The sequence below is a fragment of the Mesorhizobium atlanticum genome, from assembly GCF_003289965.1.
GTDB classification, from domain to species: Bacteria; Pseudomonadota; Alphaproteobacteria; order Rhizobiales; family Rhizobiaceae; genus Mesorhizobium; species Mesorhizobium atlanticum.
On the sequence record NZ_QMBQ01000004.1, the window covers coordinates 217,862 to 235,952 of the forward strand.

The window sequence follows — 18,091 nt, forward strand, 5'->3', positions numbered from 1 at the left end:
CGGTTGCTCTTTCAAGCGCGATCAAAACGCCCGTCGATCCAGCAGAGCGTTATGCCGAATACCGAATATCGAACGCTCAGGACGGCTTGGAGCCGGGCAGCCCGAACGTCTCCTTCTTCTTCGGCTTGCCGCAGTCGCGGCGCTCGATCGAGCGGTTCATGGCGTCGATCTCGCCGCTCGCCTTGTTGCTGGCGCGCTGCGCCTTGGAGCGCATATCCGGCGTGAACGGGCCGAAGCCCATCGCCGGATTGGAGAAGCTTGGCTTGGCCGTGATCGGCAGATTGTTCTGCTGCGCCAGTTGGTTGCGCTGAGCCAGCAATTGATCGCACGGCACATCGTCATATTGCAGCGAGGATTGGACATCCTCGTCCTGGCGCTCGGCCATCGACGTGCCGCCGACGCAGCCGGCGACCGTCAGGCCGGCAATCATCAGGCAAGACGCCAACACAACCATGGTCCAGCGCATGGACTTCTCCTCGTGATGTCTGACCCCGCGCCATCCCGACCATGCCATTCAGGCTTTTTCGCAGCAAGGTCGGGCTCATGCGGGTGCCTGAGTGCTCAACCCGGCAGACGCGGCGGGAAAGCCGGCCACGATGGCCAGGCCCTCGACAGGATCACGCCGGTCGTGCCGGATAACCACGCTTTCGAGAGACAGGACAGCAAACCCGTTGGCGCAAAGCACGCGCCGCGCATACGCCTCGGAATGGGCATAACGCCGTGACGGAAGCAGGGCGAAATCATCGCCGCCGGCAAGCGTCTCGAGCGAAAAGGCGAACAGGCCGTCCTCGGCAAGCGTGCCCGCCACCGCGCCGACGATGCGTTCGAGCGCACCCAGATAGATGAACACGTCGGCTGCGACCACAAGGTCGGCCCGCGCGCCGGTGTGGGAAAAACGCTGAAGGTCGGCCTTGGCCAGCAGGTCATAGATGCCTTTGGCTTTCGCTTTCCTCAGCATGCCGGCCGAGATGTCGTAGCCCTCCAGCCGGTCGACGAACGGGCGCAGCCTTTCGCCCATCAGGCCGGTGCCGCAGCCGAGGTCGATGGCCAGCCGGAACCGGCCGGGCCTTGCCTTGCGGATGGCCTGGCTGAGGAAGTCCGGCAGCCGATAGTCCAGCTTCCCGACAAGCGACTCCTCGAAACTGTCGGCGTAGTGATCGAACAAGGTCTCGACAAAGGCGCTGGGCGGCGCCGCGGCCGCGGGCGCCTTGCCGATCAGTTGAAGCTTGAGCGCGGCGCCAAGGCGGTCCGCAGGGTCCAGCTTCAACGCCATCCCCCAGGCCTGCGCGGCCTGGTCGAGCAGGCCAGCCGCCTCCTGCATCTCGCCGAGACGAAACCAGCCGGCGGCCCATCGCGGCGCCAGCTCCAGCGCGCCAAGCAGAAGTTCCGCCGCCTGCGCCGGCTCGCCCGAGGCGAGCAGCATCTCGGCGACATCGGCGCGACGGTCGGCGTTCAAATCACCGGACGAGGCCTGTAGCGGTTTCATGGCGCAAATATCCTGCCGGCGCGGGCCGCCGGCGGCCGGCTTTAAGATGAGTCAGCAGTCTCTTGCAACGGGCTTCCCGCGCTGAATTTAGCCACTATCTTGGAGCGATGCGCGCCAGCGACCTGCTCAAACCCCGGCCGGAAGGCCTCTATTGCCCGCCCGGCGATTTCTTCATCGATCCGGTGCGACCCGTCGAGCGGGCGCTGATCACGCACGGCCATTCCGACCATGCGCGCTCCGGCCATAGCTCGGTGCTTGCGACGCAAGAGACGCTCGACATCATGGGACTGCGCTATGGCGAGAATTTCGCCGGCACCACGCAAGCGGCAGCGCCTGGCGAAACACTCGACATAAACGGCGTCGCCGTCACCTTCCACCCGGCCGGGCATGTGCTGGGCTCGGCGCAGATCTGCGTCGAGCACCGGGGCATGCGGATCGTCGCCTCCGGCGACTACAAGCGCCAGAAGGACGCCACCTGCCTGCCGTTCGAGCCCATCCGCTGCGATGTCTTCATCACCGAAGCGACCTTCGGCCTGCCGGTGTTCCGGCATCCGCCGGACCATGAAGAGATCGCGCGGGTGCTGAAATCGGCGGCGCAGTTTCCCGAACGTTCGCACCTGATCGGCGCCTACGCGCTCGGCAAGGCGCAGCGTGTGATGCGACTGCTGCGCGACGCAGGCTACGACAGGCCGATCTATATCCACGGCGCGCTGGCGAAGCTCAGCGAATATTATCAGAGCCAGGGGATCGATCTCGGCGTGCTCGAGCCGGCGACGGTGGAAAGCGGCAGCAAGGCTGATTTCGCCGGCGCGATCGTCGTCGGCCCGCCGTCGGCTTTCGCCGATCGCTGGGCGCGGCGGTTTCCCGACCCGATCTCCTGCTTCGCCTCGGGCTGGATGCGCATACGCCAGCGGGCAAAGCAGGGCGGCGTCGAGCTGCCGCTGATCATTTCCGACCACGCCGACTGGGACGAGCTGATCATCACGATCAAGGAAACGGGTGCTGCGGAAATCTGGGTCACGCATGGCCGCGAGGAAGCGCTGGTGCGCTGGTGCGAACTGGAGGGCATCGCGGCAAGGCCACTGCACCTCGTCGGGTATGAGGACGAGGGCGATTGATGACGCATAGTTCGCCAATCGCCGTCGCCGCGCTCTACGGCCAGCCTTCGCAATTGGCGTGGCGCAAATGAACCGTTTCGCCGAGCTCCTGGACCGTCTGGTGCTGACGCCGTCGCGCAACGGCAAGCTGACGCTGCTCAGGGACTATTTCCGCAGCGTCGAGGATCCCGACCGCGGGCTGGCGCTGGCGGCGATCACGGGCGATCTCAACATCGCGGCGGTGAAGCCGGCGATGCTGCGCGCGCTGGTGGTCGAGCGCATGGATCCGGTGCTGTTCGGCTACTCCTACGACTATGTCGGCGACCTCGCCGAGACCGTGTCGCTGGTCTGGCCGCAACCGCAAGGCCACATCCCCAACCATGTGCCGACGCTTGCCGAGGTGGTCGGCAGACTGCAGGCGGCAAGCCGCTCCGACGGGCCCAAGGTGCTGGCGCGGCTGCTCGACGACGCCAGCATCTCGGCGCGCTTCGCCATCATCAAGCTTGTGACCGGGGGGCTGCGCATCGGTGTGTCGGCGCGGCTCGCCAAACAGGCTCTGGCCGATCTTGGCAAGGTCGATGTCGCCGAGATCGAGGAACTCTGGCACGGACTGACGCCGCCTTACACCGAGTTGTTCGCCTGGCTGGAAGGCCGGGCGGAAAAACCTAGGAGCGCGGCACTTGCGCTGTTCCGGCCGGTGATGCTTTCCAACGCCGTCGACGACGGCGATCTCGCAAAGCTCGATCCAGCCGACTATGCGGCGGAGTGGAAGTGGGACGGCATCCGCGTGCAGGCGGTGTGCGAGGGCGGCGTGCGCCGGCTCTATTCGCGCACTGGCGACGACGTGTCCGGCGCCTTCCCGGACCTTGCGGCGGCCATGAATTTCGAGGCGGCGCTGGACGGCGAGCTTTTGGTCGGCGACCCTCGCGAGGCGACCGGGACCTTCTCCGACCTGCAGCAGCGGCTCAACCGAAAGAGCGTCTCGCCAAAGATCCAGCAGCGCTATCCGGCCTTCATGCGCTGCTACGACGCGCTGCAGATCGACGGCGAGGATCTGCGCGCGCTGCCTTTCGCGGAGCGCCGCAAGCGCCTCGAAGCCTTCGTCGGGACGCTCGATCCCAGCCGCTTCGATCTCTCGCCCTTTGTCGCGTTCTCCGACTGGGAGACGCTGGAGCGGCTACGCCAGGCGCCGCCGCATCCCATCATCGAAGGGGTGATGCTGAAGCGCTGGGATTCGCCCTACCTTGCCGGCCGGCCGAAGGGCCCGTGGTTCAAGTGGAAGCGCGACCCGCACACCATCGACGCGGTGCTGATGTATGCGCAACGCGGCCACGGCAAGCGCTCCAGCTTCTATTCCGACTACACGTTCGGTGTGTGGTCCGGCCCCGAGGGCTCGGAAGAGCTGGTGCCGGTCGGCAAGGCCTATTTCGGCTTCACCGACGAGGAGCTGAGAGAGATCGACAAATATGTACGCGACAACACGATCGAACGTTTCGGGCCGGTGCGATCGGTGCGCGCCGACCGCCGCAACGGGCTGGTGCTGGAAGTGGCGTTCGAAGGCCTTAACCGCTCGACCCGGCATAAATCGGGTGTCGCGATGCGCTTTCCCCGCATCTCGCGGCTGCGCTGGGACAAGCCGGCGGCGGAAGCCGACCGCATCGAGACGTTGCAGGCGCTGTTGGACTGACAGCCGGCAAAATTCGACGTCGGCGCTGTCACCCCGCCCGGCGCTTCGCGCCGACCTCTCCATCGAGGGGAGGTAGGGGTGGCGCCACCTTCTACCTCCCCTTGATGGGGAGGTCGCGCCGAAGGCGCGGGTGGGGTGCTGCGCCAGCGTCGATAGCTACACAATCACTCCGCGATCGAAACGCGTATCTCGTAGATATCGACCGACTTGCCCTTCTGGTCGATGTCGGAGTTGATGGCGATGGTGCCGGCGGCGCCCGGATGCTTGTCCGGGAACTGCACGTCGAACAGATATTCATTGCGCTCGTGGCCGACGGCGTAGCGCTTGCGGCCGCAATCGCCGAGATCGCCGAAATTGCAGTCGACCGATATCTGCGTCTCCTTGCCCTCTTCCGAGCGCGCGACGACGTCGAACATGGCATGCTTGCCGACAAGCTTCTCCAGCACGCCCTGGCCGACATCGAAGGCAATGGCCGAACCGGACGCGCCGGAGCGAATGCGCAGGAACTGGCCGGTGTCGTCCTTCATCACGTCGGCGGCGGCGTCGGAGGGCGCGCTGACATGGGTCGGGTCGGCGGGCGAGAAGACGTTGATCCAGTTCTTCGACTGGTCCGCCTCACCCGGCTTCTGCGGCGAGCCGGGCTCGGCCGGCTGCGAGGAGTCCTCGCTGTCAAGGGTCGGCGTCGGTTCGGGCGGGCCGGTGTTGAGCTCGGCCGCCGTCTTGAAGACACCGGTCTGCTTGGCGAAGTAGAGACCGATGCCTGCTGCGGCGAGCAGTGTGGCGACGACGAAGATCGCGGTCAGGGGCAGGCGCCGGCCCCTGATCCGCCGCTCGTCGCGATCGGGCGCGACCTGGGCGCCGTTGCCGACGGGAGCGCCCGGCGAATCATCGAGCGACGGCGCGTTGGGGAGCGCGGTCTCGTCCGGCATGATGTCGGGCACGCGCGGCAGCACGCGCGAACGCGGCTGATCCGAGGCATCCGGCTGCACCGGCCCGTCGACGGTGATCGAGGGTGAGTGTGCTGATTGCGACGGCGGCAGCGGCGCATCGACCGAAGGCGCGGCCGAAACGGCCGGGGCCTCGACACGGGGCGCCGGCGCGCCATTGCCGGCCGGCACGACGTTTTCCGGCGGCAGCGTCACATCGGGCACGGCCGGCAGGAATTCGGATTCGATCTCGGTGATCTTGGCCTGCACCGCCTTGCGGCGGCCGATGGCGGCCTCGACAGTGATGTTCGGATTGGCCTGCAGGACGCGGTCCAGCGCGGCAAAGGCCGATCGATAGACCTTCTCTCGGAACGCCCGGTCCTCGGCATTGCCTTTCTCGAAGGCATTGCGGATAGCTTTCTCGATGGGGTCCAAGCGAGCTCCCTCTGCGCGTTCGCTCACAGTTCCCTGATCGTTAGCCGCAGGCGGCCAATCGATCAACGGGCGAGCGGCTGCCTTGCCGGCGTATCCAATGCCATTTCGGGGTTTTTTGCTGAAGAATCAACATTTTTCGTCACGAACACTCCAGGCCATGCGGCCGTGAAGCAGCCAGTTTGGACGCCACCGCGCGCCACGGCCGCACCTGTTGCGCGGTAACCCTAGATGGGAATTGCCGGCAACGAGGCCGGAATTCGCCGCTACCCATCTTGAATTAGCGAGCGGTTGAGTCTATCACGCAGCCCATTCTGGAAGCCTGACGCTTCCCGGGCCGCTTTAGCTCAGTTGGTAGAGCACATCATTCGTAATGATGGGGTCGCGTGTTCGAGTCACGCAAGCGGCACCAAAAATCTCAAAAAATCAAATGTTTATAGAACATACAAAGTACGCGCAGGATCGTTGACGCAGATCAAGGCCTTTGAGGCTACGCCGCGTTGGCTCAGACACCCCGTGAAACTTGAACTCGCTGTCGAGGACAATGAAGGGGTTGGTCTCCCCTCGAACAGTCCCGTTTCGAGGCTGTCATTGCCGCCACCCAGCGGATTGTTTGCTTTCCCCGCCGGCCTGGCAAGACGACGACACCTATCCAAATCGCACGAGAAATGGTCGATGACGGACCCGTACCCGTTTTCGTGCCGCTCGGCGAGTGGGCAGAGTCAGGACTCGATCTGTTCGGATGGCTCGTGGGTCGTCACGGTCAAGACGGCCTCTCCAGCGGCCGTCTCAAGTTCCTTGCACGTTACGGTGAGTTGGCACTTCTCCTGGACGGCTGGAACGAAGTTCCTGACCCTGCGCGCCGCGCGCGGCTCCCAGGACGCGCTCGCCTCCAGGACGAAGTCATAGCCGGATCCATCCGGCGTGATCGGCGTGACATTGCCGGTTGGCGATGGCGGAGAACCAAAGAAATATCCGAGCTGCAGTTCCGTCTCGAAATTGAACTGCCAGCCGATCGCCGATCCCAGCGGCAGGCTGCGCTGGCTGAGCGTCCGCCCCCTTGGAAGCTGTTGTCGTTGCGCGCGATGCGAAAGCGCCCGTCCAGAGTGCACCGCGGTCAGGCAGGTACAGCGCTTTCGGCTTCGCCGAGATAAAGCCGATGCAGCTCGTCCGGCGATTGCCTGAGCTTCGCGCAGTCGCCGTCATAGACGACGCGGCCGCGGCGCATGACATAGGCGCGGTTGCCGATCGAGAGCGCAAGCGCCGCGAATTGCTCGACCAGCACGACGGCCAAGCCGTCATCAGCGAGCTTGCGCACCGCCGTCATCAACCGCGTGACGATGACCGGGGCGAGACCGGCGGACATCTCGTCGATCAGCAAGACTTTCGGGCGGGTGAGAAGCGCCCGGGCGATGACCAGCATCTGCTGCTCGCCACCGGACAGCAGGCTCGCCTTCACCGCGCGACGCTGCACCAGCTCGGGGAACAACGCATAGGCTTCCGCGATGTCGGCGCTGGGATGCAGGCTGACGCGGAGATTCTCTTCGGTCGTCAGCTGGCGGAAGACGGTGCGGCCCTGCTCGACATGGGCGAGGCCTTCGCGCGAGCGGGCGCCGGGCCGTGCCTTCTGCAATTCGCGGCCGTCGATGGCGATGGTGCCGCCGGCGACCGGGATGACGCCCGAAAGGCCTTCGAGCAGCGTCGTCTTGCCGGCGCCATTGGCGCCGAGCACCACGCTGATCGCGCCGCTCTCCGCGACGAGATCGACCGAGGTGACGACCGGCAATTCGGCGCGGTTGATCGACAGGTTGGAAACGACGAGCCTGCTCATGCCGCCACGCTCTCTTCCTCGATGCCGAGATAGGCTTTCTTCACCGCCCGCTCGCTGAGCACCTTGGCCGGCGGGCCGGATGCGATGACCTGGCCGAAGTCGAGCACGGTGACCTCCGAACAGACCGCACGCACCAGGTCCATGTCATGCTCGACCAAAAGCACCGCCGAGCCGAACAGCTTTGGGATCTCGGCGATCCGCTGGCCGAGCCGCAGCGTCTCCTCGTGCGACTGGCCGGCGGCGGGCTCGTCGAGGAGCACGACGGCCGGGCGGGCCGCGACAACGCCGGCGACGTCGAGCAGCCGCCTGGTGCCGGCATCGACCGAAGCCACAAGCGTGTCGGGATGCGGACAGTCCAGCCAGTCGAGCACCGCTTTGGTCTCGCTCGCCGACAGGCCCTTGGCGGCCAAGGCCAGATAACCCCCGACGGTGAGTTCCGGCGCGATGCGGTTGGTCTGCCAGCTGCGGCGCACGCCTTCGCGGGCGCGCAGATGTGCCGGCACGCCCTCTAGCGGCTTGCCGCCCAGCCGCACGCTGCCTTGATAGGACGACAGGAAGCCGGCGACCGCATCGATGAAGGTCGACTTGCCGGCGCCGTTCGGGCCGATCAGCCCGGCCACCGTCCCGGAGGCGACGCTCAGGCTGACGTTGTTCAGCGCGACGACGCTGCCGTAGCGAACAGTGAGCCCCTCGATGCTAAGCGCAGGTCCGGCGGCGCGCTCGATTGGTGCCGGCAATTGCGAGGCAGACGCGGCGGCGGCCTTTGGCGCGCGGGCCGGCAACAGCTTGCGGAACTGGCGCCGGAAGGTCTCGCTCATCGTCTCGCCGGTCGACAGCGCCTGCGTGGCGCCGATGGCGAACAGCACGTTGCCGATGTCCTGCGGCCAGTCGAGGCGGCGCAGGATTTCCGGGAACATCACGACGAGCAGGCCGCCGATGATCGCGCCCTCGGCGAAATGCGCGCCGGTCATCACCGAAACGGCATAGAGCGAGAGCGACTGCATCATGCTGAAATTCTCGGCGACCAGCGTGCCGAGATAGCCGGCGAGCAGGCCGCCGGAAATGCCGGCGACGAAGGCGCTCAGCGCGAAGGCCGAGAGCTTGGCGGTGGCGATGCTGACGCCGTGAGCGGCTGCGGCGCGTTCCGAGTGGCGCACGGCCAGCCAGGACGCGCCGAGCCGCGAGCGGCTGATGAATTCGAGCGAAACAGCGATCGCCACATAGAACAGCAGCACGAAGACGAAATAGCCCTCGTCGCTGTCGAACAGTTCCGGCCGCGGCACCTGCAGGAAGTCGGTCTGGCCGGGATACGTCATGGTGGCGAGGATAGTGTCGAACGCGGTGGCGAAGGAGAGCGTGACGATGGCGAGATTGATGCCGCGCAGCCGCAGCGCCGGCAGGCCGATTGCGACGCCGAACGGCACGGCCGCGAAACCGCCGATCAGGATCCACGTCGCCAGACCGCCCGGCGCCTCGGCGAGGTTGAGATAGCCGACCGTCCAGGCGCCGACGCCGGCGAAGGACATCTGGCAGAGCGCGATCATGCCGGTGCGGCCGGCGACGAGGCCGAGGCTCTGCAGCGCGACGCCGGTGATCAGCACCGAGGTTGCGAGAAACACCCAATAGGACGGCAGCAGGCCGGCATAGGCGACGCCACCGGCGACGAGCGCGACGACGATAAGGATCAAAGAGGCCCGGAGACTAGCGCGCTTCATCCCAGCGGGCCTCCCGCTGCGACCAGAGGAGAACGGCAAGCACCACCAGGAACGGGATGGCGCTGCGATACTGGCTGACGCTGTCGATGGAGCTTGCCAGTCCTTCGACGATGCCGAGCGCGATGCCGCCGGCCAGCGTCCGCCAGAAGCTGCGGAAGACGCCGATGAGCGCCGCCGCCAACGCCGGCACGACAAGCAGGCTGAGCGTCATGAAGTTCGGTGAGCGCTGCGGCGCGATGATCATCAATGCGAAAGTGGTGAAGGCCCCGGTCATGCCCCAGACCAGCAGCGACAGGAGCTGCACGCGCACGCCGAGCAATTCGGCCGCCATCGGCCGGTCCGCCAACGCGCGCAGATTGAGACCGACCTTGGTGCGGTTGAGAAAGAGGTCGGAGAGGATGGTGAACAGCACCGCCAGGCCGATGGTGAGCACTGAGGCGATGGTCACCTCGACGCCAGCCAGCCGGAAGGCCGACCCCGGGAACAGCTCCGGCATGTTGTGCGGATGCTGGCCGCCGGTGAGGCGCAGCCCGACGGCGATCAGGCCGACGAGCAACGCCACCGTCACCGCCGCCTTGGTCGAAGCGCTCGCCTCGCCGAACCATCTGGTCATGATATAGCCGATTGCGACGCCGGTCGCCGTGCCGGCCGCTATTCCCGCCAGCACCGAGGGCCAGATCGGGAAGCCGACCTCGAACAGCGCGATCAGCACGAAAGTGCCGGCGGTGCCGATCGCGGCTCCGGTGAAGTTCACCACGGCGACGAGCCGGTAGGTGAAGACGGCGCAGACGCCGAGCAGGGCATAGGTGCCCCCGGCCGTCAGTCCCGCCACGGCGGATGTAAGCAATGGGTTCATCTTTTCCCAATCTGGAAAGCTGGCCGGCATCGGCCCGAATATCTGTCGAGGTCGGCGCCGCCCCTCATTGTCCCGCCCGAGGCTGACCACGAGCGGCGGCGCCGACACCCGGGAGGGTCTCACTTGGCCTGCGGCAGCACGACCCAGTCCGGCGTCTCGACCTTCCAGGCGCCGGCCTCGAGCTTCATCACCTTGGTGGCCTGCATCGGCGAATGCGTCTTGGCCTTGCCGAAGACGTAAGGCGAGCCGGCGAGCGGGTTGGTCAGTGGCTCCATGTCATGCAGCGCCTTGGCGACGCTTTCACGCGTGACCTCGCCGTCGATCGAGGCGACCACCTTGAGGAACAGCTCCGCGGCGAGATAGCCGCCCTGCGAGAAGGCGGTCAACGGCCGGTTTGCCTTCTGCATGTCGGCAATCCATTGCGCGTTGGCGGCCGAGTTCTTCTCGGTATAGGGCTCCCATTCGGTGCCGACATAGATCGGTTGCTTGGTGTCGGCCAGTGCCTTGGCGACCTGCTCGGTGTAGCCGGGCGCCAGGAAAAGCCAGTTGATGCCGGTGATCTTCTGCGCATCGACCGTCTTGATCAACTGCACGACCTGCGGCTCGACCTGATTGGTCAGCACCGCGTCGCAGCCCGCGTCACGTGCCTTGATGACATAGGGCGTGAGATCGCCCTGGAAGGGCAGCGTCAGGTCGAGCAGATGGATCTTCTGGCCGCTGATCTTCTCCCAGTTCTCGATCGCCTTCTTGTAGGCCTCCTGCGTGCCGCCGATGATGATGAAGAAGGCGCAGAGCTTCTTCGTCTTCAGCTCACTGGTGGCGTAGTAGGCCATGGCCGTCGACAGCGTGTACGGGCCGACATTGACGGGCGCGACATTGGGCGAGGAGAAGCAGGCGGCGTCGACGCCGAGACCCTGCACCGAAAGGATCTTCTTACGGCTGTAGGTGGCGGAGTTGACCGCGCAATCGAGGAGGCTCGCCGAGCCGACCAGCGCCACCGCCTCCTTGTTGTCGATCAGGTCGCGCGCGGCTTGTGCCGCGACCGCCGGATCGGCCTTGTCGTCGGCGATGGTGTAGTCGATCTTGCAGCCATTGATGCCGCCGGCAGCATTGACGGCGTCGAAAGCGGCTTGCGTCGCCTTGGGCACTTCCGAGAAATCGGCCGGACCGGTGACGGTCGACACGGCTCCGACCTTGATCGCGCCATCCTTGCAGGTCGGGCCGGCGGCGGACGCCGCGCCGGCCATGGCGGCAAGGCCGATGCCCGCCAATACCGCGGCGATAATTCTCGATTTCCAATGCATGTTCATTCTCCCATTTTTGTCATGCGTTGTCCGGTTTCAGGCGGCGGCCAGCGCCGGCGTGGCGATGCTGGCGGCGTCGATCGCCGCGAACTTCACCAGCGTGCGGGCAATGGCCTCGCGCTCAATGTTGCGGACGATGAACACCAGCCGGCTGCGGCGATCCGCCGAGGGCCAGCTCTCGAGCCGCGCCGGCGGATGGAAGACGTGCTGGACGCCATGGAGCACCAGCGGCCGCTCGGGATCGTCCGTTGTGCGCACGATGCCCTTGAAGCGCAGCAGGTCCTCGCCCTTCAGCGCCGCGACGTAATCGAGCCAGCGGGCGAAGGCGCCCCACTCGACCGGCTTGTCGATGATGAAGCTGAAAGACCGGATGCCGTGATGGGCGTCGCGATGATGATCGTGACCATGGTGGCAATCCGGTCCGCAGTCATGGTCGTGGTGACCAGCCGCTTCGACCCGCATGGCGATGCGGGCAACGTCCGCCGCAGCATCAGCCGGCAGGCTCGCCAGCAGATCGAGTTCGACTTCGCCATTACGGGCAACGGTTTGCTCGACGGCTGGCGCCAGATGCTCAAGCCGATGCCGAAGATCGCGGAACGCATTGTCGGAAACCAGATCGGTCTTGGTGACCAGCAGCCGGTCGGCGACGGCGACCTGCTTGGCGGCTTCCGGGTGACGATGAAGTGTGGCCGCGCCATTCACCGCATCGACAGTGGTGACGACACCGCCGATGCGAAAGCGAGCCATGAGCTCGGCTTCGGCCATCAGCGTGTGCAGGATCGGCGCCGGATCGGCGAGGCCGGTCGTTTCGATGATCACCCGAGAAAGCGGCGGCGTTTCGCCGGCCTGGCTCTTACGATCGAGCTCCTTCAGCGTCATGACCAGATCGCCGCGCACCGTGCAGCAGACACAGCCATTGTCGAGGAGCGTGAACTGTTCTTCGCTGGCCTCGATCAGCAGATGATCGAGCCCGACGGCGCCGAACTCGTTGACGATGACGGCGGCGCCTGCCAGCGATCGATTGCGCAGCAGGCGGTTGAGCACCGTCGTCTTGCCGCTGCCCAGGAAGCCGGTGAGCACCGTCACCGGGATCCTCGCATCGCTTGCGCGATCAGGCGCGCTCATAGACCGCCCTCCCCTCGAAATATGTCGTCAGCACTTTTGTGTCGGCGAGGTCCTCGGCCGGCGTTTCCAGCACGTTGCGGTCGAGCACGATGAGGTCGGCCGATTTGCCGATCTCGATCGAGCCGACGGTGTCGGCAAGGCCGATGGCGCGAGCCGAATTGATGGTGAAGATCTCGAGCGCCGTGGCGACATCGATCGCCTGCTCCGGCCAAAGCGACGCGCCCGGAAACTCGCCGCTCGGGTTGCGGCGCGTCACCAGGCCTTCGATGCCGTCCCACGGATCGGGATTCGGCATCACCGGCCAGTCGGAGCCGCCGGCCAGCAGCGCGCCGGCCGCAAGCAGGTCCTTGTTCGGCCAGAAGCGCAGCGCGCGCGCCTCACCCATCGTCTGCTTGTGGCCTTCGAGGAAGCTCGTCGGATACCAAAGGAAAGGCGAAAGGTCGGCGACGACGCCGAGTTCGGCGAAGCGGGCGATATCGTCCGGTGCGATATAGCTCGCATGCGCGATGTGGTGCTTCAGCTTCGTCGGGCCGTTGAAGGAGCGCACGACATCGATGGCGTCGAGCGCCTGGCTGACCGCGGCATCGCCGGCGCAATGGATCTTCACGCCGAGGCCGAGCTTCTCGCATTTGCCGACCCAGCGGATCAGCTCCGGCACGGTGACGATGGTCGAGCCGCGGAAGCAGCAGCCGAGCACCGGGTCCTTGGTGTAGGGTTCGTGGAAGGCGGCAGTACGGGCGCCGGGCACGCCGTCGAGGAAGATTTTCACGAAATCCGGCTTGGCGTGGACGCCGCGATATTGCTCGCGCAGCGCGATCAGCTCGTCGCCGGCAATGCCGAACATGAAGGACGGCTCGACGGCGGGCATGGCCGAGACCGACCATGCCGTGAGTTCGCCCCGGTCGTCGAGGCCTTTCAGCGCCGCGAGGATCGGCTGCATGGCGGCGGCGTCGAGGAAGGCGGTGACGCCGTAGGAATTGAGCGTCGCGATCGAGCGCGCCATCGCGGCACGGTCCATCTCCTGCGTGTAATGGCCGGATTGCGCGATGGTGCGCTCGACGATGCCGGCGGCGGATTCGATCATCATGCCGGTCAGCGCGCCGGTCGCCGGGTCGCGGCCGATGGAGCCCTTCTCCGGGTCGGGCGAAGAAGCCGACAGGCCGGCGAGCGCGAGCGCCTGCGAATTGACCCAGCGGTTGTGATAGGTGTCGTCGCGCAGCATCACCGGCCGGCCCTGGCTGACGCGGTCGAGCGCCGCCAGCGCTTCCAGCTGATTGAGCTTCGGCAAGAGATCGCTGCCCCATTGGCCGCCGATGATCCAGGAGCCTCCCGGCGTCTTGGCCGCCGCCTCGCCGACGCGCGCGATCAGCGTCTCGAAGCTTGCGGTCGGCGGAAAGCGCAGTTCGAAAAGTTCGGCCTGGCCGCCCATCATCAGATGCGCATGCACGTCGACGATGCCCGGCATCATCATCGCGCCCTTGAGGTCGACGACGCGGGTAGCAGCGCCCGTCAGCGCGGCGACATCAACGCCTTCGCCGACCGCGACGATGCGGCCGCCCTTGACGGCGACAGCCGATGCCCAGGGCCGCTTGCGGTCGAGCGTGTAGATGCGGCCATTGGTGAAGACCAGGTCGGCACTTCTGTCGGGCATTCTCTCTCCTCCTCATCTCCTTCGACCAGCGCCCTCGCGCCGGCCGAACGGACTAACTTCAAGTCATACCGCCCTGTTCTGTGTCGGCGCGCGGCCGCCGCCATCCGCCACCAGCACCGCGCCGGTGACGAAGGACGCTTCGTCGGACGCGAGGAACAGGCAGCAGGAGGCGATCTCTTGCGGCTCGGCGACGCGGCGCAGCGCGATGCGATTGGTCAGCGCCGTGAATTCTTCTTCGGGCGTCGAGCCGTTGGCGCTCGCCGCCACCTTCATCTCATAGACGCTCATCGGCGTGCGTACCCAGCCGGGCGCCACCGCATTGGCGCGGATGCCGTCGACGCCATGCGCGAAGGCGAGCGAGCGGGTGTAGGAGACGAGTGCTGCCTTGCTCGCCGAATAGGCGGCGTTCTGGCCGCTGGCATTGAAGGCGCCGACCGAGGCGATATTGACGATCGCGCCGCCGCGCGCCTTGAGCAGCGGCAGCGCCGCGCGGCAGACCATCATCGAGCCGGTGACGTTGACGGCAAAGCTCTTGGCCCAGGTCTCGTCGCTCAGCGTCTCCGGCTCGTCGAGGATCATGACGCCGGCAGCGTTGACGACGATGTCGAGGCGGCCGCCGCTGGCTTCGATGGCGCGGGCGATGTCGCCGGCATCGGTGATGTCGCCGCGCACGGCGATGCCGCCGCTGGCCCTGGCCGCTTCATCCAGCACGTCCCCGCCATGCCCGAAGGCGATAACCTTGGCGCCGTGGCGGCCGAACAATTCGGCGGTGGCGCGACCCATGCCGGTGGCGGCACCCGTGACCAGGGCCGTACGGCCTTCGAGGCGGCGGCTCATGCGAGCCCCCAATGCCGTTCGACGGCGTAGCCGGTCTCGGGCAGGGTCGAGCCACCATCGACGACGATGGTCTGGCCAGTGGTGTATTTCGCCTGTTCCGAGGCGAGGTAGAGCATGGCATAGGCGATGTCGTCTGCCTCGCCGAGCCTGCCCATGGGGATGAACTGCCCGAGCCTGTCCGCCACCTCCGGCTTGCTCATCGTGCCCCTGCCCGGCTTGGCGATGAAGCCGGGCTCGACGCCGTTGACGGTGACGCCGTGGCGCGCGAACTCGAAGGCCGCACCCCGGATGAAGGCGTTGACGCCGGCCTTCGCCGCCGAATAGTGCGCGCCGCCGGCCATGGCGACCCGCGCCGAGACGGACGAGGTGACGAGGATGCGGCCATAGCCATTGGCGCGCATCGCCGGGAGGGCCGCCTGCGCCAGCCAGAAGCAAGCTTTGAGGTTCACCGCAAGCGCCTCTTCCAGCTTGTCCTCGTCGAGTTCCTCGACCGCGGCCCAGGGACAGCCGCCCGCATTGTGGACGACGATGTCGAGCCGGCCGGATTTGCGCGCAACATCGCCGACCAAGGCGTGCAGCGCCGTGCGATCCAGGCCGGCAAGCGCAACGGCACGGGCGGAGAGGCCGTGCGCGGAGAGCTCCGCGGCAAGCGCCTCGGCGACATCGAGCGTTCGATTGGCGACGACGACCGAAGCGCCGGCCTCGGCAAAGCGCGTGACGATGGCGGCACCGATGCCGCGCCCGCCGCCGGTCACCAGCGCCACCCTGCCCGTGAGGTCGAACGGGTTCGCCATGGCTCAGACGACGCCCGCGCAGCGAACGAGATCGACGAAACGGCCAAAGACCTCCGTATGGCGATCGACATCGACAGGCGACGTCGCCGGGCACATCAGGAACATGGTGTGGAAGGGCGTCACCAATATGCCTTCGTTCATGTAGAAGGCATGCAGCAGCGTCTCCAGATCGCCGCGCCGGCCGGCAATGACGTCGGCGCCGTTGCGCGGCGGCTTCGGCATGAACATGATCTCGGCGCGGGCGCCGACCTGCGTAACATGCCAGGGCAAACCGTTGGCGCGGATGACGTCCCACGCTGCTTCGGCAAGGCGCGTTGCGTTGGCGATCATCCGCTCGAAATTAGCGGGCGTCAGCACCTCTTCCAGAACGGCGCGCATGGTGGCGATTGTGAGCGCGTTGCCGGCCAGCGTGCCGCCGATGCCGAGATGCGCCGACTGGCGCACGCGCGGATTGACCATCGGCACGATCTTCCAAAGCCGCTCGGCGATTTCCCGCGAGACGCCGAAGATTCCGGCCGGAATGCCGCCGGCGATCGCCTTGCCGGCGACCAGCATGTCCGGCTCCAGCCCGTGCAGCGCGGTGTAGCCGCCCGGACCGCTGGAGATGGTGTGCGTCTCATCGATGATCAGAACCGTGCCGGTGCGGCGGGTGATCTCACGCAGCGCCGTATGGAAACCGTCGGCGACCGGGATCATGCCGAAATTGGTCATCAGCGGTTCAGTCAGCACGCAGGCGACGTCGCCATGCGATAGCGCTTCCTCGAGCGCCGCGATGTCATTGAATTCAACCACCCGGGATACGGCGGAATGGTCGACACCGTTCGGGTGGATCATGTTGCGCATGCCGATCCTGCCGTCGCGGATCTCGACATGCGCCTCTTCGACGCCGCCGTGATAGCAGCCGGAGAAGACCAGTACCTTGGGCCGGCCGGTGATCATGCGCGCGATGCGGATGGCGCCGCGATTGGCGTCGGTGGCCGAGGTGGTCAGCGTCCAGTAGGGCAAGCCGAAGCGGCGCGTGAGCTCGGCGCCGACCCAGAGGCTGTCCTCGGTGGGCAGCATCATGGTGGTGCCGTTCTGCAATTGGTGAAGAGCGGCGCGCGTCACCGCCTCGGGCGCGTGGCCGCACATGCCGCCGGTGTCGCCCAGCGCGAAGTCGACATAGTCGTGGCCGTCGATATCGTGGATATGCGCGCCGCGCGCCGAAGCGGCATAGACCGGGAAGCCGCCGGCCCAGCGGCGCATCCAGTGCGACGGCCCGCCATAAAGGAAGTGCTTTTTGCCTTCCTCCCATGCCGCCGCCGAGCGCGGATGCGTGGCGAGGAACCGCGCCTGCTCGCGGTCGAGCAGTTTTTCGATCGTTGCTGGTTGCAAAGCGGTCTTGCTGGCGGCCGTCACAGCGCTGAACTCTCCCTGGCGCGCCGAATTCCGGAGCGCTAATTGTTCCCAAGTCGGTTCACTATTTGAACCAGTGTTTTGTATGTTATAGACACACTGACGGCAGGAAGGGCTCCTGTCAAGTTAATTCACATGCGAAGTATCTCGGAGAATGAGTGATGAGCACGGTGGGCAAGGCGGTGTCGCTGCTGGAGCTGTTCACGCTGCACGAACCGGAGATCGGCCTCTCCGATCTCGCCCGGCGCGCTGGTCTCGACAAGGCCACGGCCAGGCGGCTTCTGATGGCGCTTGCCGCGCACCGGCTGATCGAGCAGGAACCGCGCAGCCGCCGCTACCGGCTGGGCGCCGGCCTGTCCCGGCTGGCGCGCATCCGCGACGCGCATTTCCCCTTCGTGCGGCTGGCCGCGCCAGTCGTCCGCGAGCTGTCGCAAGAAACCGGCGAGACCGTACATCTGTCGGAGTTCAGCGCCGGCGCATTGCTCACCGTCCATGTCGAGCTTTCGGCGAAGGCTAACCGCGTCAATGTCGATGTCGGCCAGGTGCTGCCGCTGCATGGCACGGCCTCGGGCATCGCCTTCCTTGCCGCCTCGCGCCTGGAGGTGGCCAGCGCCTATCTGGAGAAGCCTTTGCAGGCCTTCACCGCGCATACGATGACAGAGCGGGACACGCTGGCCAAAGCCATCGCGTTCGCGGCCGCAAGCGGCTATTCGCGCAGTTCGCAGGGCTATGAGGAAGGCGTGCACAGCATAGGTGCCGCGATCCTCGGTGCCGACGGCCAGCCGGTCGGCACGCTGTCGATCGCCTCCCCCGTCTCGCGTGTCGACGACCAGCTGGCGGCCAGCCAGGGCGAGGCGGCGACCAGGGCGGCGCGGCTGATCTCGGCGCGGCTGACCGGCGAGGCATAAGTTCGTCTCCGCCGGCTGGGATCGTTCGGTGCTGCCGGCGCCAGACG

At 66.5% G+C, this 18,091-nt stretch carries 15 protein-coding genes and 1 tRNA gene; 4 read left to right on the forward strand and 12 right to left on the reverse strand.

The annotated features are described in order from the left end of the window. Positions 1 to 76 precede the first annotated feature (76 nt). The gene (locus tag DPM35_RS14730; protein WP_112128008.1) at positions 77 to 466 is read right to left on the reverse strand and encodes a hypothetical protein; all 390 of its coding nucleotides are present in this window, start codon (positions 464 to 466) and stop codon (positions 77 to 79) included. A gap of 75 nt (positions 467 to 541) precedes the next feature. After that, entirely contained in the window at positions 542 to 1,486 is a 945-nt protein-coding gene (locus DPM35_RS14735; protein WP_112128009.1) for a class I SAM-dependent DNA methyltransferase, read from the reverse strand. 107 nt (positions 1,487 to 1,593) lie between these two features. Between DPM35_RS14735 and DPM35_RS14740 the strand changes: the two genes are divergently transcribed. Beyond that, a complete protein-coding gene (locus DPM35_RS14740; RefSeq protein WP_112128010.1) occupies positions 1,594 to 2,604 on the forward strand; it encodes a ligase-associated DNA damage response exonuclease in 1,011 nt (336 codons plus the stop codon). A gap of 67 nt (positions 2,605 to 2,671) precedes the next feature. Then, positions 2,672 to 4,270, forward strand: a complete 1,599-nt coding sequence (locus DPM35_RS14745; protein WP_112128011.1) for a cisplatin damage response ATP-dependent DNA ligase — start codon at positions 2,672 to 2,674, stop codon at positions 4,268 to 4,270. A 164-nt stretch (positions 4,271 to 4,434) separates the two neighbouring features. Here the strand turns inward: DPM35_RS14745 and DPM35_RS14750 are convergent, their stop codons facing one another. Next, positions 4,435 to 5,631, reverse strand: a complete 1,197-nt coding sequence (locus DPM35_RS14750; protein WP_112128012.1) for a hypothetical protein — start codon at positions 5,629 to 5,631, stop codon at positions 4,435 to 4,437. 333 nt (positions 5,632 to 5,964) lie between these two features. Here DPM35_RS14750 and DPM35_RS14755 point away from each other — a divergent pair. Continuing rightward, a tRNA-Thr gene (locus tag DPM35_RS14755) sits at positions 5,965 to 6,040 on the forward strand. 705 nt (positions 6,041 to 6,745) lie between these two features. Here DPM35_RS14755 and DPM35_RS14765 read toward each other — a convergent pair. The 9 genes from DPM35_RS14765 to DPM35_RS14805 all read right to left on the reverse strand — a co-directional run bounded on the left by DPM35_RS14765 (position 6,746) and on the right by DPM35_RS14805 (position 17,139). Continuing rightward, positions 6,746 to 7,459, reverse strand: a complete 714-nt coding sequence (locus DPM35_RS14765; RefSeq protein ID WP_112128014.1) for an ABC transporter ATP-binding protein — start codon at positions 7,457 to 7,459, stop codon at positions 6,746 to 6,748. After that, positions 7,456 to 9,174 carry a branched-chain amino acid ABC transporter ATP-binding protein/permease gene (locus DPM35_RS14770; protein WP_112128015.1) on the reverse strand — a complete coding sequence of 573 codons (1,719 nt, stop codon included), beginning with the start codon at positions 9,172 to 9,174 and terminating at the stop codon, positions 7,456 to 7,458. The genes DPM35_RS14765 and DPM35_RS14770 overlap by 4 nt, the downstream gene beginning before the upstream one ends. Beyond that, entirely contained in the window at positions 9,161 to 10,030 is an 870-nt protein-coding gene (locus tag DPM35_RS14775) for a branched-chain amino acid ABC transporter permease (RefSeq protein ID WP_112128475.1), read from the reverse strand. The genes DPM35_RS14770 and DPM35_RS14775 overlap by 14 nt, the downstream gene beginning before the upstream one ends. Before the next feature lie 119 nt (positions 10,031 to 10,149). Continuing rightward, positions 10,150 to 11,334 carry an ABC transporter substrate-binding protein gene (locus DPM35_RS14780; RefSeq protein ID WP_245431543.1) on the reverse strand — a complete coding sequence of 395 codons (1,185 nt, stop codon included), beginning with the start codon at positions 11,332 to 11,334 and terminating at the stop codon, positions 10,150 to 10,152. A gap of 36 nt (positions 11,335 to 11,370) precedes the next feature. After that, positions 11,371 to 12,459 (reverse strand): CobW family GTP-binding protein, encoded by a 1,089-nt coding sequence (locus DPM35_RS14785; RefSeq protein WP_112128017.1) that lies wholly within the window; start codon positions 12,457 to 12,459, stop codon positions 11,371 to 11,373. After that, the gene (locus DPM35_RS14790; protein WP_112128018.1) at positions 12,446 to 14,110 is read right to left on the reverse strand and encodes an amidohydrolase; all 1,665 of its coding nucleotides are present in this window, start codon (positions 14,108 to 14,110) and stop codon (positions 12,446 to 12,448) included. Before DPM35_RS14790 ends, DPM35_RS14785 begins: the two co-directional genes overlap by 14 nt. A 63-nt stretch (positions 14,111 to 14,173) precedes the next feature. Further along, positions 14,174 to 14,947, reverse strand: coding sequence for an SDR family NAD(P)-dependent oxidoreductase (locus DPM35_RS14795; protein ID WP_112128019.1), 774 nt, complete (start codon positions 14,945 to 14,947; stop codon positions 14,174 to 14,176). Then, the gene (locus tag DPM35_RS14800) at positions 14,944 to 15,741 is read right to left on the reverse strand and encodes an SDR family oxidoreductase (RefSeq protein WP_112128020.1); all 798 of its coding nucleotides are present in this window, start codon (positions 15,739 to 15,741) and stop codon (positions 14,944 to 14,946) included. The genes DPM35_RS14795 and DPM35_RS14800 overlap by 4 nt, the downstream gene beginning before the upstream one ends. A gap of 3 nt (positions 15,742 to 15,744) precedes the next feature. Continuing rightward, positions 15,745 to 17,139, reverse strand: a complete 1,395-nt coding sequence (locus DPM35_RS14805; protein ID WP_245431544.1) for a transaminase — start codon at positions 17,137 to 17,139, stop codon at positions 15,745 to 15,747. A gap of 158 nt (positions 17,140 to 17,297) precedes the next feature. Here DPM35_RS14805 and DPM35_RS14810 point away from each other — a divergent pair, with 158 nt between their 5' ends. After that, positions 17,298 to 18,044, forward strand: coding sequence for an IclR family transcriptional regulator (locus DPM35_RS14810; RefSeq protein WP_112128021.1), 747 nt, complete (start codon positions 17,298 to 17,300; stop codon positions 18,042 to 18,044). The last annotated feature ends 47 nt before the right edge of the window (positions 18,045 to 18,091 follow it).

Coding starts and splice junctions, on each gene's coding strand:
- DPM35_RS14745 (WP_112128011.1), top strand. CDS start 2,672: ATGAACCGTTTCGCCGAGCTCCTGGACCGTCTGGTGCTGACGCCGTCG.
- DPM35_RS14780 (WP_245431543.1), bottom strand. CDS start 11,334: ATGCATTGGAAATCGAGAATTATCGCCGCGGTATTGGCGGGCATCGGC.
- DPM35_RS14730 (WP_112128008.1), bottom strand. CDS start 466: ATGCGCTGGACCATGGTTGTGTTGGCGTCTTGCCTGATGATTGCCGGC.
- DPM35_RS14790 (WP_112128018.1), bottom strand. CDS start 14,110: ATGCCCGACAGAAGTGCCGACCTGGTCTTCACCAATGGCCGCATCTAC.
- DPM35_RS14770 (WP_112128015.1), bottom strand. CDS start 9,174: ATGAAGCGCGCTAGTCTCCGGGCCTCTTTGATCCTTATCGTCGTCGCG.
- DPM35_RS14775 (WP_112128475.1), bottom strand. CDS start 10,030: ATGAACCCATTGCTTACATCCGCCGTGGCGGGACTGACGGCCGGGGGC.
- DPM35_RS14810 (WP_112128021.1), top strand. CDS start 17,298: ATGAGCACGGTGGGCAAGGCGGTGTCGCTGCTGGAGCTGTTCACGCTG.
- DPM35_RS14795 (WP_112128019.1), bottom strand. CDS start 14,947: ATGAGCCGCCGCCTCGAAGGCCGTACGGCCCTGGTCACGGGTGCCGCC.
- DPM35_RS14800 (WP_112128020.1), bottom strand. CDS start 15,741: ATGGCGAACCCGTTCGACCTCACGGGCAGGGTGGCGCTGGTGACCGGC.
- DPM35_RS14735 (WP_112128009.1), bottom strand. CDS start 1,486: ATGAAACCGCTACAGGCCTCGTCCGGTGATTTGAACGCCGACCGTCGC.
- DPM35_RS14785 (WP_112128017.1), bottom strand. CDS start 12,459: ATGAGCGCGCCTGATCGCGCAAGCGATGCGAGGATCCCGGTGACGGTG.
- DPM35_RS14740 (WP_112128010.1), top strand. CDS start 1,594: ATGCGCGCCAGCGACCTGCTCAAACCCCGGCCGGAAGGCCTCTATTGC.
- DPM35_RS14765 (WP_112128014.1), bottom strand. CDS start 7,459: ATGAGCAGGCTCGTCGTTTCCAACCTGTCGATCAACCGCGCCGAATTG.